Annotated in this window: 14 protein-coding genes; 10 read left to right on the top strand and 4 right to left on the bottom strand. The window is 37.7% G+C overall.

The annotated features are described in order from the left end of the window. Positions 1 to 48 precede the first annotated feature (48 nt). The 7 genes from SHI21_RS02760 (at position 49) to SHI21_RS02730 (ending at position 4,987) form a co-directional block, all read left to right on the top strand. Complete coding sequence (locus tag SHI21_RS02760) at positions 49 to 1,323, top strand: hypothetical protein (protein WP_323574589.1); 1,275 nt, start codon at positions 49 to 51, stop codon at positions 1,321 to 1,323. 4 nt (positions 1,324 to 1,327) lie between these two features. Continuing rightward, the gene (locus SHI21_RS02755; protein WP_323574588.1) at positions 1,328 to 1,735 is read left to right on the top strand and encodes a hypothetical protein; all 408 of its coding nucleotides are present in this window, start codon (positions 1,328 to 1,330) and stop codon (positions 1,733 to 1,735) included. 104 nt (positions 1,736 to 1,839) lie between these two features. Continuing rightward, entirely contained in the window at positions 1,840 to 2,439 is a 600-nt protein-coding gene (locus SHI21_RS02750; protein ID WP_323574587.1) for a hypothetical protein, read from the top strand. Positions 2,440 to 2,489: 50 nt separating this feature from the next. Next, positions 2,490 to 3,536 carry a hypothetical protein gene (locus tag SHI21_RS02745; protein ID WP_323574586.1) on the top strand — a complete coding sequence of 349 codons (1,047 nt, stop codon included), beginning with the start codon at positions 2,490 to 2,492 and terminating at the stop codon, positions 3,534 to 3,536. Between the two features lie 2 nt (positions 3,537 to 3,538). Beyond that, the gene (locus SHI21_RS02740; RefSeq protein WP_323574585.1) at positions 3,539 to 3,976 is read left to right on the top strand and encodes a hypothetical protein; all 438 of its coding nucleotides are present in this window, start codon (positions 3,539 to 3,541) and stop codon (positions 3,974 to 3,976) included. Positions 3,977 to 4,079: 103 nt separating this feature from the next. Next, on the top strand, positions 4,080 to 4,466 hold the full coding sequence (locus SHI21_RS02735) for a hypothetical protein (RefSeq protein ID WP_323574584.1): 387 nt from the start codon (positions 4,080 to 4,082) through the stop codon (positions 4,464 to 4,466). A 77-nt stretch (positions 4,467 to 4,543) separates the two neighbouring features. Continuing rightward, positions 4,544 to 4,987, top strand: coding sequence for a group I truncated hemoglobin (locus tag SHI21_RS02730; protein ID WP_323574583.1), 444 nt, complete (start codon positions 4,544 to 4,546; stop codon positions 4,985 to 4,987). On the opposite strand, the gene SHI21_RS02725 is transcribed toward SHI21_RS02730, so the two are convergent. Further along, positions 4,979 to 6,283, bottom strand: coding sequence for a sensor histidine kinase (locus SHI21_RS02725; RefSeq protein WP_323574582.1), 1,305 nt, complete (start codon positions 6,281 to 6,283; stop codon positions 4,979 to 4,981). The two genes, SHI21_RS02730 and SHI21_RS02725, sit on opposite strands and share 9 nt — an antisense overlap. A 131-nt stretch (positions 6,284 to 6,414) precedes the next feature. Here SHI21_RS02725 and SHI21_RS02720 point away from each other — a divergent pair, with 131 nt between their 5' ends. Further along, positions 6,415 to 7,380, top strand: a complete 966-nt coding sequence (locus tag SHI21_RS02720) for a hypothetical protein (protein ID WP_323574581.1) — start codon at positions 6,415 to 6,417, stop codon at positions 7,378 to 7,380. A gap of 42 nt (positions 7,381 to 7,422) precedes the next feature. On the opposite strand, the gene SHI21_RS02715 is transcribed toward SHI21_RS02720, so the two are convergent. Together SHI21_RS02715 and SHI21_RS02710 are read right to left on the bottom strand one after the other, a co-directional pair. Then, positions 7,423 to 7,728 carry a hypothetical protein gene (locus SHI21_RS02715; RefSeq protein WP_323574580.1) on the bottom strand — a complete coding sequence of 102 codons (306 nt, stop codon included), beginning with the start codon at positions 7,726 to 7,728 and terminating at the stop codon, positions 7,423 to 7,425. A gap of 57 nt (positions 7,729 to 7,785) precedes the next feature. Beyond that, a complete protein-coding gene (locus SHI21_RS02710) occupies positions 7,786 to 8,379 on the bottom strand; it encodes a hypothetical protein (protein WP_323574579.1) in 594 nt (197 codons plus the stop codon). A 201-nt stretch (positions 8,380 to 8,580) separates the two neighbouring features. On the opposite strand from SHI21_RS02710, the gene SHI21_RS02705 reads away from it, so the two are divergent. Beyond that, positions 8,581 to 9,138 (top strand): transglycosylase SLT domain-containing protein, encoded by a 558-nt coding sequence (locus tag SHI21_RS02705; protein ID WP_323574578.1) that lies wholly within the window; start codon positions 8,581 to 8,583, stop codon positions 9,136 to 9,138. A gap of 23 nt (positions 9,139 to 9,161) precedes the next feature. Here the strand turns inward: SHI21_RS02705 and dapF are convergent, their stop codons facing one another. Continuing rightward, entirely contained in the window at positions 9,162 to 9,965 is an 804-nt protein-coding gene (dapF, locus tag SHI21_RS02700; RefSeq protein ID WP_323574577.1) for a diaminopimelate epimerase, read from the bottom strand. 121 nt (positions 9,966 to 10,086) lie between these two features. On the opposite strand from dapF, the gene SHI21_RS02695 reads away from it, so the two are divergent. Beyond that, positions 10,087 to 11,940 carry a Kelch repeat-containing protein gene (locus SHI21_RS02695; protein ID WP_323574576.1) on the top strand — a complete coding sequence of 618 codons (1,854 nt, stop codon included), beginning with the start codon at positions 10,087 to 10,089 and terminating at the stop codon, positions 11,938 to 11,940. Positions 11,941 to 12,284: the final 344 nt, after the last annotated feature.

The raw sequence follows: 12,284 nt of genomic DNA, 5'->3' as shown, positions 1-12,284 counted from the left end.
ACAACTTAATAATTTAGTATGGCCAAATACTCTACAAAGGATCCTAAAGTGACTAAAAAATCGACAATGGTTCTTAACCTTCTTGTACTTTCTTCATTAGGACTATTAGTAACTGGTTGTAGTGAGCCTGATGGAAAAAAAGCGCCGCTATCTAAGACAGAGGCCAATAAACTAGAAGAATTAGGAAAGAAAGCTGAAGCTGCAGAAATGTACTCACGCATTGGCGAGATCCTTTTATCGAAACCTGAAGGGATTATTCACGCTCAGGCAATGTTCAAAAAATCTTTAGAATTAAATGCTCATGATGGTAAGGCCAATATCTATAGTTCTGTTTTAAGCCCATTACTAACTACGAAAGGATTCTTAAATCGTTTTGGAGATCTACTTCAAAAAGAGGCAAAGACGGATATTAATGCTTCAAAAGAAAAACTTGCGAAGATGAATGTTCAAGAATTTACTGAGTTGGCATTAGTGATGCCTGCTGGAAAGGCATCTGCTAAAAACGCTGAAGATCTTCGTAAATTTATTCGTCAGGAATATGTTCAAGAACTTGGCGCTTCAATTAAGAAGCTTGAGAATATTAAAGCAGAAAAGACAGTATTGAGTTACCTCGATATATCACGTTCTTACTCTGTCACAACTTCAGAATCGAGAGGAACGATGGACGACGCTGCCATCGAAAGAGAAGTTGAGCATGCTTCAACAGTCTCTAACAAGCAATTTGTTGTTGATAACTACGACATCAAGGCCTTAAAGATTATTTTAAAATCTCAAAAAAATGCCTTAACTATCGCCTCTTCAATCGGTCTGACTGGATTTGAAGAAGTCGCAGCAAAAATTAAGTCCACTTCAGCAAAAACTGATAAACAAATTATTGCAGCAATTAGAACTCAACCAAATCTTTTTAAAATTGATGGATCAAAAGAAGATTTAAAAGACATTTTTGATCACACTGAAGAAGTGATGAATGATCTAATCGATTTTTCAAAAATCTCAAAAGAAGTATGTGGTGCTGAAGACAGAAAAGAGAACCTTGCTTCTAACGTATGTGTGACTGAAGCTAGTGCAGATAAAATCAATGAACTTTTAATGTTCGTTGTTGGCCCTAAATCGGTACTAATTGGATACGATGCAAACAATGAAGAAGTTTTAGTTGATGTAAACCTTAGAGGTCTAATCGACTCGAGAGTTTCAAGTCTTCAAGAGTTATTACCTACAAAATTTGATTCAAAAGGAAGAGCTGTAGATGTTGCAGATCAGACTTTTGGTGGAATCATTCCAAATGGTGACTTAATTTCTAAATTTAAAACGGTAATTAAATAATTATATGAAAAACATACAGTGGCTTTTATTGATTATTCTTTCAGTTCTTTCTTTTGGAGTAAGTGCAGCAGAGAGCTGTCCTTACTCTATCGAAGGGGCCACTGTTATGCTTACACTTCCCAACAAAGTTAATGTTAAAATCAGCTCAGCGGCCATGTGCAACCAAAAGATTTATTTTGCTGATAGATTCTTTGATGCTGATGTCGAAGTTTGGAAAATGGGAAAACTGGTTGGAAAGTTCTACTCTCGCCGGGTGTCTTACGACATGAAAAGTTTAAAAATCATTCTGCAAAATTCTTTATTACTAGAAAGCGAAGTCATCCTTGATAAAAAGGCCAAAGACATAAGCTTCATGATGATTGACCTCAAAAAGAACAAAGTAAGTTCTTCTATGGGAGAAGTTCGCTTTTAAGTTGATCTTTCTTCTCGGTCATTGCCTTCAATAATTCATTGAGTTCCAACCAAATTACTTTAATATCTTAATTATAAACTTCTTACGCCCTAACTAGGATCATTATGAAATCTTCAATCCTGCTTATTTCTCTTATCGCCATCCTTGCTGGGTGCTCTGTTGCCCCAATGAACACGGCAACAACTGCGAGAACTCTCGGGACTGATAACAATCAGGTCACAGGAAGTTTTCCAGTCGTAGGAGTAAAGTACGAACGAGGAATCAATGATCGCTTCGATCTGGGTGTGGGACTTGAAAGTCAAATGGGCACTGTGGCCCACGTATTCGGAAAATACAGCATTGAAAATAAAGGCGAGAAAGGTGTTTCATCTGCTGCCATTTTTGGAGCTGGTTATGGGACAGGAGCTGGTGACAGCAAATCTGCTTACCTGGGACCAATTGTTTCTTACAGGGACGATGTCTTTGAAGTTTTTGGTGCTTATAAAATCAGTTATGTTCACTGGGATTTCGCTGGCCTCTCATCAGATGATAAAGACGACCTGATTTCAGTTCCTTCAAGTGAGTCAAACTTCGTCTATCATGAAATGGATTTTGGAATAAGTATTGTTCAAGAAAAATGGCTGGCAACAGTTGGTGGAAAAATTTTCTTTTTCCCTGACTCAACTTCTTCAACTCCCTTTGTAGATGTAGCTTATAAGTTCTAAATTGGCCGGGCAAAAAATACCAACAGTCCTCCTTGTGATATAGTTTATAAATGAAAAGACTATTATTATTTTTATTAGTTTCTCTTTATAGTCAGCTCAGTCTAGCTGAGTTGCAGATGGAGAGAGATGCAAACAATAGATTACTTTTGTCACACGAATCTTGTGATGAATTAATCAAAAATACGAAGGTCCTTGATCAATGGACAAAAAACTCACATGAAAAAAAATCATGTCCAGTGAATTTCCAAAGTCCTGTTCAAAAAAATAATCGATGTAGTTATGATGTCACTGATTGTCTTCCTGATCACGTGATAAAATATGGTGGCGTTTCACCTAAGTACAATGGGCCTAATTGCTGGAACCTTGCCCTAGTCATGAAAAATATTCTTCCAGCGCTTCGTCATACGACAAACGAAGAGATGGCCTTTTATATGTCTTCTCCCCTTTGCCGCCAGATAAAAAATGGTGAACCTAAAATTCCAGGGGACGTTGGTGCTATTAGAAAAACTTCAGGAGTCGACCAAGGTGAATACCATGGCTTCATTTATATTTCTGATAATCTTGTTTATTCAAAAAATGGTTTAGCAAAAGAAAATCCTTACATGATTCTTTCAACCAATATTATGATGGATGTTTACACAGTCCCTAAAGATCCCAAGTGCCGCAAAAATGAAATGGACCCAAGTGCTAATTGTGATTTTTCTACTTCTTACTTCAGATGCATGAGTATGGAAGAATACCTGGCAAAACAAAACACTCCTAAAGAAATTATGACGGCCATAAGAGATGTTGATAATTTTGATAAATGCCTGGAGTCGACAACTCTTAGTGATCAGCCACTTTCTAAACGAGCAGAGAAAAATTTATTCGATTCATTAAACGTGATTTCCAATTATCTTTACGATGAAACTGAAAAGGCCAAGGGAAGTGACCTGGAAGATCCCAAGCAAATCTTCATGCTTGCAAGCTTGAATTTAAAATTAAATGCCATTGCTATGCAATTAGGTGGAGATAATAAAGTTGGTTACGGAACTGCCGTCCAAGGTTTTTCTGAACACATCAAAGCTCTCACTGAAGAATTAAAAGGTAAAAAATAAAAGTGATAAAAGTATTATTTCTCATTTCTCTTGTGGCGCTTACTAGTTGCGGAACTCTTGAAGACAGAAGAAGAGAAGATTTCTATAACAGCTCTCCAGCTGGATTTACTGAAGTCATTACTGCTAAAAGACTCTCCAAATTAAAACCCATTCAAATCATCAGACTGTTAAAAAAGAACTGCTGTGACGCCATTATGGTTGAGCCTTCGGCCATCACTAGCTGGACCGAAGAAGACATGGCCGATATCAAACCGATGCTTGGCGATGAGTCTTTTGTTGCACCGGTCGCTTCAACGTCCGGAACCTATAGCTGCCGTGGGCCTCGCTACATGTCGACAGTTGATCGTGAAGTTCAACACTTAATGCGAGCTTTTAAAGAAAAGACTTATCCCTTGGCCCAATGTTCAACGTTAGACCTTAAGATTGATGCCAAAGAATAGGCATCCTCCTCTGCTATAACTTTTACAAATAACTTAAACCTGACAATCTCTTTTGGGGAATTCCTGCTATATTGCGCATAAGTCACCACTTAAGGAGCAATCAATGAAAGCATTAATTTTCACATCTCTTTGTACAGTAATTCTTGGGACTCAAGCAAACGCATCTGAACTTAACTACCAATACATTTCTGAGTCACTTCAAGCAATCAACAGTGACGTTTATATGTCTCTTTCAAAATCTGAAATTGATAGCATGATTAAAAATGAAAATGCTTACGGGCATGACGATGCAGTAATGGTGGCAAGCAGACCACAAGCTCAACAATTAACTGATAAAGAAGCTCAGTGTGTTGCTGACTCTCTTCAAGCTTACAACAGCGATATCTACATGCAATTAACGAAAGCAGAAGTAACAGCAATGTTAAATGATGCTAAAGCATTCGGACACGACGATGCAGTTGATGCAGCTAAAAGATGTAACGTTCTTTAAAAAATAATAAGGCTTCCTTCGGGAAGCCTTTTTTTTTGCCTAGTTTGATTTTTCGCCATACCTGCTAAAATTTGTTTATGAGTAACATAACAATTTACGAGAAATACGGTGGCTTTGATTTCTTTCACAACACCATCTACCAACTCTACATCGAACTTTTTGATCATATCGAAATCAGCTACCACTTCTTTGGTGTAGACCTGAGAAAACTCTCAATGTTGCAAGCTCAGTTTTTATGCCAGGCCATTGGTGGTCCTCCAATGTACAAAGGTGGAAATATCCAGATTGTTCATAAACATATGAAGGTCACTGAGTATGAATTCGAAACAGTCGTAGATCGGTTTCAAGAAATTTTTGAAAGAAATGGACTAGATAAAGACGAGGTGAAGTTTATCGTTACCTTTATCAGGTCAAATAGAGACATGATTGTGACTTCTAAAAATTCATGGATTGATAGAATTGCTCGTTACTTCTATAAGAGAATTTTTAAGTTTAAGAAATTCATTAAACAATTAAGTTAAGAACTCCAACTCAAAAGTTGTCCCATGTTTTGATCCGGCATCTTCTAGTGTCTTAGAAAATACTGAAATTTTCCCATCCAGTTTTTCGACATAAGCTTTCACTATCGGCAACCCAAAACCAGTTCCCTTCTCTCCAGAAGTTCCCGTCCTGGAAGTTGCAGAGTGCATTTCAAAAAGGCGTGGAATTAAATCTGTAGGAATTCCAATTCCTGAGTCAGTAATCGCAATGACGACGTTTTTATCTTTCAATTTTATTGTAATGTGAATTTCACTGCCTTCAGGAGAAAACTTAATCGCATTGGAAAGCAGGTTTCCAAGAATCTGATGCAGTAATAAATCAGCATTCGCCTTAATCTCTAACTCACCTACTTCATTATTTACAATGAACTTAATTCTTTTTGCTTCCAATTTTTCTGCAAAATTATCCTGAAGCATTGGCATTAGTCGGTTTAAATTAATACATTCAATGGGAATAGCACTTTTCCCTAACTCCATTGCATAAAGATTTCTCACGTTATTCACAATCGTTGTCATATTAGTAGTCGCGACAATAATTTTATTGATGGATACACTCGCCTCTTCTGGAAGTTCGAACTTCTTCAGCATGCTCGAGCGCCCTATGATAACGGAAATCGGAGTTGAAATATCATGGGTAATAACACAAATAAGATTTTGAATTCCCTCTTTCTTTTTTTCAATTTCTTTTTGGTGAGCTTCAACAGAAATAAGGAAAAACCAGATAACGATAGCACTAGTGAAAATCCATCCGAATGTGACCAGGGCCTGAGAAATTAAAAGGCCAGTAGGAGAAATTAAGTAAGGAGCATTGATTCCCATAACTTCAAGTAATAGAAATCCAATCAAGACAAGCGTTCCAATCGTAAGCCAGGTAATAATCCCTCTGCGTCCGCAGATAAGTCCTGCGAGTAAAGGCAATATCCCAAACCACACAATAATATTGCTGTGAAATCCTCCACAGAAATACCCAAAGGTTGATTGGTGAACAATTCCAGCGCCAATAAAGATATTAGAATTCAGGAAACGATTATTGTTCAAACGATAAAGCAATGGAGAAAGTGCGTGAATAATACTGGCCACAAGGCCTACGATAGCGGGAGTAGGATCTGAGATAGTGAAGTAGGCCACAAAAGCATAGGCCCACATTAAAATTCCAGTCGCAAGTACGCACACTAAATGAGTGTGAATGTATCTCTCGGGGAGATCTTTTTTTGCAATTCTATCCTTGGCCACAAAACGGTAGAGGCCTTGGTATGCTCTTAAGAATAAACTATCCATGCTAATAATTTATCACGTTTAGAAACTCTACCAAGCGGTAAAATTGTTTCCTATCTCCTACTAAATCCCTCACCCTGAACTTTCTACAGGCCTAGTAGCTAGAATTTCAGCATCTGCTATGATTTCGCATTATGAAAACAACAATTTTAACAGCTCTATTAGTGCTTACTCACAACTCGTTTGCCGCGGAATCGGATAATTTTACCGCCCGTCAGCTTCCATTAGTGGACGCTAGCGAACAGGTAAACACTCTTGCCAACAAATACTTAAAGACATCCATTAACAATCTGGCGGGCAGCGGTTGTAATGAAGAGGCCCTTTATACTGAATTAAGAAAAGTTTTCGCTAACCATAGTTCAGGTGAATTAACCAAAGACATTCTTTATAAGAGTGCTGTGCCTATCTATTCTCTTCCCATTAAAAAATCAGTTTATGAAAATTGGGAAGTGCCCGATGGATACCTGCTTGGGAAAAAGAGTGCGGCGACTAGCCCACTTGCTTTAAGCCCAGTGATTCTAATTGGTGACCAGGCCATTGGTGTTGATAAATTCGAGCATATGTTTGGTATGGGGTTTGATTACTTCACTAAGCACTATACGAAAGGAAGAAATATTAAGATCGTTTTAAATTACGGTGGTGCCATGGAGAAAACGATCCTCGGTGGAAACGTTTTTGCCACTGGTGTTTTTTCGTACGGTGACCTTTCAGCTAATTTCAACGGTATGAGATTTTGGAATCACATGCTTCAGAAAAATGATGATATTTTAGGTGCTGACCAAAACCTGGGACCTTACGTTGTTTGCCAGAATAAAAAATGGGCAGTGAACGAGAAGAACCCAATCGACTTTAAAAACTACATCGACGCTTCGATGGACGAAAGTATCAATTGTTCTAAATTCGCTGGTACAAAGGCGATTAAGAAGTTTAGAGCGTCTGTTATCAGACGAGGGTATGTGGATAGTCAAGGCCACGCTGTTTGCCCGATTGAGCCTGAAAAACTAGTTGAGATGAAACAGAAGTATAAAAACTCTGGAGTCGTAAACAAGATCATTAATAGCGATGGGATTGGACGAGTGAACTACTTTAAAGAATTCTAAAATAAAAAAGCCTCCATTACGGAGGCTTTTTTTTGACTTAAATTATTTAACTACAGCACCTGTGCTATCAACTTTCACAGTACAAGAATAGTTAACAACGAATGCCGCTTGTGTTTCACAAGTTACATCACGTCCAACTCTAACTGTTTTTGTTAGGCTTCCTGTTTGAACAGTTTGTTCAATAGCGTTTGTTAGTTTATTGAAAAGTAATTGAGCAGCTGGACCTTGAATTTGAACTACCACTACGTCTTTTTTATCAGACCAAACTTTTAGTGGACCTGTAACTGTTTCTGCTGACATTGCTGCTAGAGAAGAGAAAAGAGCGATCGATGCGATAAGTGCTTTCATGTAAAACTCCTCAGTTTTTGAATTTGAGGAGTTCTAACATAAGTGTTGCGAAAAAAGCTATTTGCAAATATCAATTAATTTTGTGTGTAATTTTTCCATGTGTGACTTTGTCGAAGTAATTTTAGCACCTACGACTTTGTCCTTACTAAGCGTAAGTTTATACGTTTCCTTCACATCAACATAAGTGTTCAGAACCTTCTGAACTCCGAATTGAATTCTGCTGCTATCGTTTTTATAGTAGGTACATCCCTGATCTTCGGTCTTCTGAAAACTATCACTGTTAGATATCTCTTTTTCCATTAAGATATCGTAGTTAAGCCCTGAAGAATCAGCTGATAATTCAAACTCATCAGCATTCAAGTATTTAGACGGTGGAACTTTTATCGACAGTGTCTGTCCATTTTGTTCGATATACAAACGAGGCATAAGCATTGAAATTGGGTTCTCTAGTGTTTCCATTTGAATATCAACTAGACCTCTATTCAGCTGGATACCTTTTGAAGACCCCTTAGCTATTGTAATGGTCTCACTACCCTTGATGGATAAATTCCCCTGAAGCTTAACTCTCTCGTTAACTAATCCAGCATTTACCATTGTAGGGAGGATAAGTGATGAAAATACCAGCAACGATAGTAACGATTTGTTTTTCATAGAGTGCTCCAAAGTTTAGATAGATAGCTCTATCGTAGGCCTTTTTAAGGCCAAGCGGGTAAGCCCAAGTAAACATTTCAGGGCCTGTCAAAATGTTCAACAGTGGCCATGGTTTGGTCGATTTTCTTCTCGTTTTTCAAGTACTTACCTTATAGTTTTTGGCCCAAACAATGCACTTTAAAGGGTAAGCGGGGGCTTAAAATGAAAACAACAAAAACAATTATTCTTACTCTGATCCTTTCAATGATTTCAACGAATGTAATGCCGAAATCGTTCACTAAAGCAGAGATCTATAAGTACAACACTTCTGTAATCGCTGAGATGATTAAGGTAGTTCAACCAAAAATGAACGAGAAGAAAAGAAAGCAAGTTGCACTTTCTCTTTACCAGGCTTCTAGAAAGTATGCTGTTGATCCAAAACTAATGATTGCGATCATCTCTACAGAAAGTGATTTTAACAATGCAGCTGTTTCTGTTTCAGGGGACCTTTCACTTGCTCAGATCAACACTAAGGTTTGGGATGTTGAATTTAATCGTTTAGGTCTTGGTAAAATTGATAAGAAGCTTTTAAAGAAAGACGAAGCATACGCTCTTAATAAGATGGGGAAAATTCTTTCAATCTTAAAAAAGCGTCATGAGAAAAAAGACTCTAAATGGTACGCGACTTACCACTCAAGAACTAAAAAGTTCAAGAATGCTTACGATGGTAAAGTTCAAAACAAACTTAGAATGATCGCTTCAGTTGCTAATAACTTTTAATAAGAATAAGTTTACGGGGATGACTACAGAGTTGTTCCCGTAAATATTTTTTCGACTTTTCCACAAAGATAGATGTCTTTTAAATCTTCAGAAAATTTCACAGCTAAGATTCCACCCATTGTTTCTAAAACAACTTCATCTTTCCAACCATAAAATTTTGCAGCGACCAGTGCAGTTGCCGTAGCACCTGTACCACACGATAACGTTTCGTTTTCTACGCCTCGTTCGTATGTCCTGATCTTGATATGGTTTGCTGATGTGACTTCGTAAAAATTGGCATTAGAGCCTTTAGGGAAGCGTTCATCGTAACGGACCATGCGGCCATTATCGTAGACTGGGTATTCTTTAATTTTTTCGATTTCAAACACAGCGTGAGGAACACCTGTGTTCATGTAGAATGATTTTTTTGCGTGAACTTTTGAGTCGAGATCTTTTAACTCGATCTTTCCCACATCATAAAGCTCAGTCATTTTTAAACGGTAGCCATACTTCGCATCAAGCGAGCATTCATACACACCATTCATTGTTTCAAATTTATATGTTTCTTTTTTTGAATCTAAGACTTCATTAGCAAATGCTGTAATGGCACGAGCACCATTCCCACACATTTCAACTTCGCCACCGTCTGCATTTATATAACGCATTTTGAAATCAACAGTAGAGCTCTTTTCTAAAAGTAAAACTCCATCGGCACCAATTCCTGTTTTCAGTGAACACAGTGCGGCCCATTTGCTTTTATCTTCTGCTTTATAAATCAGGTCGCGATTATCGATGACGATGAAATCGTTTCCTGTTGCATTGAATTTTGTGAAGTTGATCTTTGTCATAAAAACATCCTATTCCTCAGCTAACACTTTGTCCAAATAAAAAAGTTTGATTAATCAAACATACTCATACTAAGATTTCGAAAGCTTCTCGCATTTTATCTTTTTAAAAGGGGTTTTAAAAATGAAATTGATCGCAGCTCTGACATTAATAATTGTCTCAAGCGCATCCATGGCCGACATGGTTTTCATGCGCGAATCGGATTCACAAAAACATATCATGCATAAAAATAACGACGGAGTGACAACACAAATCACTTCGGGTGATTTAATGCATTTATATCCAGACATTTCTCCAGATGGAAAAAATGTTGTGTACGTTGAAGGAAAAATTACAGATCAAGGTTCTCAAGATCTTTATCTGGTAACGATGAATCTTGAAACGAAGAAGACTGAAAGATGGCAGGCCGATGGTTTACAAGGAATGATTCTTCATCCTAAGTACTCTCGCAACGGTCAGTTTATTTTCTTTTCTGCTCCATCTCCTAAAAATAAAGTTTTCTACTTTGAGCCAAGTAAATTTAGAACAAATCTTCTTCGCACAAATGGTGACATCACAACATTGAAGTTTTCTGCGACAGCATTATCTGCAGATGAAGCTTACTTCCCTCGCCCATCTTCAGATGGAAATTTTGTTGTTTACCAAAGAAATATCAATGGTAATCGCGAAGTTGTTTTATTCGATCGCCTTGAAGATAAAAAAACTGTGATTGCTCAAGGGATGAGTCCAGCTCTTTCTTTTGATGAAACACGAATTGCTTTTTCTTCTAAAGTAGCCGGGTCTTGGGATATTTACGAATACAATCGTCAGTCAGGAAAAGTCACACGTAAAACTATGGATGATTCTGCAGATGAAATGGCACCAACATATATGCCAAACAATGAGATTGTATTTGCTTCAAGCAAATCAGGTAACTTTCAACTTTACCAATTAGATAATGATGAATGGGTTCGCTTAACTGCGGTTGCGAACGCTGATGATTATGCACCTCAATTTTCTGGAGAGACAATTTTCACTCAAGGTGTTCGTGCTCCATTTATGGAACCGATGAGATCATCTTTTGGAACGATTCTTCACGATGGTCTGCTTTACATGTGTGGTGGACATCAAGGGCCAGAACACACTTACCCGAAAGAGTCTTTCACGGATAATTTCAACGTCTATGATAAGAGAATTAATAACTGGAAAGAGCTTGCTCCTCGTCCAGCGAAGGCACATGGTTATACACTAGCGGCCCACGGAAACTATATTTATGCTTTCGGTGGATTTGCTTACAACGAAGGAACAAAACCTGCTTGGAAATCGATTGATACGATTGATCGTTATGATGTTCGCACGAACACATGGACGACGATTGGTAAACTAAGCAAGCCTCGTTCATCTAACATCGCTGCGACTGTTGGTGATAAGGTTTATCTGGTTGGTGGATGGGACGCAACTCCTAAAGCGCCGAATGATTTTGAAGGAACATTTCATTCTTCAGTTGATGTATTTGATTTAAAAACTGAAACTGTGTCGGTTGCTCCTTACCAGATGCCACTTCCATTAAGACGTGCGTTTACTGGTGTTGAATATAAAGATCAGATTCTTTTAGTTGGTGGTCTTGGAGTTGGGTCTAGCCACTTTGAACTTATTTCTAATGTGACGTTGATGGATCCGAAGACTGGGATTGCTACTGAACTTCCGAAACTTCCTTTTGCTACGTTTGCTCCTGCTGCTGAAACAATTGGTGATGAGCTATTTGTTTTTGGTGGGATGTTTAAGACTGGTGAAATGAATTATGAATATGTGTCGCATATTTATGGGTTTAGTTTTGAGGATCAGACTTGGAGACATACTGGGAGATACTTGAAAGAAAGCAAAGGATTCTCACAAGTGTTTAAGATGGATAATAGAACAATTGGGATTTTGGGTGGGCATCGTTATTACCTGGATGAAGATAGGCCGGTTAATACATTTGAGATTTTTAGAAAATAACTCTTAGGGCCTTCTTATTTAGAAGGCCCTTTTTTTGTTTATAAGAAGACCATTATCATTGGCAATCCTCTGGTAATTAAAAAGCACCACAAGAAAAACAGCACCACTTTTTGCGCCTTAAATGTTCAAGAGAATGCATTCTTTTAATATTTCCCCTTCTAGCAATTAATAATTCCCCGACTCAGCCGATGATTAAGGTCAGGCGTAAATGATAGGGAGAAGTGGATTAAACATTTATTATTAATAACTTTATTAATTTTATTTTCATCTTGTGAATTCAAGATTGGGTCTAGTTTATCTATTTCATCAAAATCATTCTCAACAAAAAGTTTAATCTCTGGGGT

The sequence above is a fragment of the Bacteriovorax sp. PP10 genome (assembly GCF_035013165.1).
In the GTDB taxonomy this organism is placed as follows: domain Bacteria; phylum Bdellovibrionota; class Bacteriovoracia; order Bacteriovoracales; family Bacteriovoracaceae; genus Bacteriovorax; species Bacteriovorax antarcticus.
Note: the sequence above shows the minus strand (reverse complement) of the source record. Positions and strands in the feature narration are given on the sequence as shown.

Excerpts from the sequence above, each read along its gene's own strand:
- SHI21_RS02755 (WP_323574588.1), top strand. The coding sequence starts at position 1,328 with ATGAAAAACATACAGTGGCTTTTATTGATTATTCTTTCAGTTCTTTCT.
- SHI21_RS02750 (WP_323574587.1), top strand. The coding sequence starts at position 1,840 with ATGAAATCTTCAATCCTGCTTATTTCTCTTATCGCCATCCTTGCTGGG.
- SHI21_RS02745 (WP_323574586.1), top strand. The coding sequence starts at position 2,490 with ATGAAAAGACTATTATTATTTTTATTAGTTTCTCTTTATAGTCAGCTC.
- SHI21_RS02735 (WP_323574584.1), top strand. The coding sequence starts at position 4,080 with ATGAAAGCATTAATTTTCACATCTCTTTGTACAGTAATTCTTGGGACT.
- SHI21_RS02730 (WP_323574583.1), top strand. The coding sequence starts at position 4,544 with ATGAGTAACATAACAATTTACGAGAAATACGGTGGCTTTGATTTCTTT.
- SHI21_RS02725 (WP_323574582.1), bottom strand. The coding sequence starts at position 6,283 with ATGGATAGTTTATTCTTAAGAGCATACCAAGGCCTCTACCGTTTTGTG.
- SHI21_RS02720 (WP_323574581.1), top strand. The coding sequence starts at position 6,415 with ATGAAAACAACAATTTTAACAGCTCTATTAGTGCTTACTCACAACTCG.
- SHI21_RS02715 (WP_323574580.1), bottom strand. The coding sequence starts at position 7,728 with ATGAAAGCACTTATCGCATCGATCGCTCTTTTCTCTTCTCTAGCAGCA.
- SHI21_RS02710 (WP_323574579.1), bottom strand. The coding sequence starts at position 8,379 with ATGAAAAACAAATCGTTACTATCGTTGCTGGTATTTTCATCACTTATC.
- SHI21_RS02705 (WP_323574578.1), top strand. The coding sequence starts at position 8,581 with ATGAAAACAACAAAAACAATTATTCTTACTCTGATCCTTTCAATGATT.
- dapF (WP_323574577.1), bottom strand. The coding sequence starts at position 9,965 with ATGACAAAGATCAACTTCACAAAATTCAATGCAACAGGAAACGATTTC.
- SHI21_RS02695 (WP_323574576.1), top strand. The coding sequence starts at position 10,087 with ATGAAATTGATCGCAGCTCTGACATTAATAATTGTCTCAAGCGCATCC.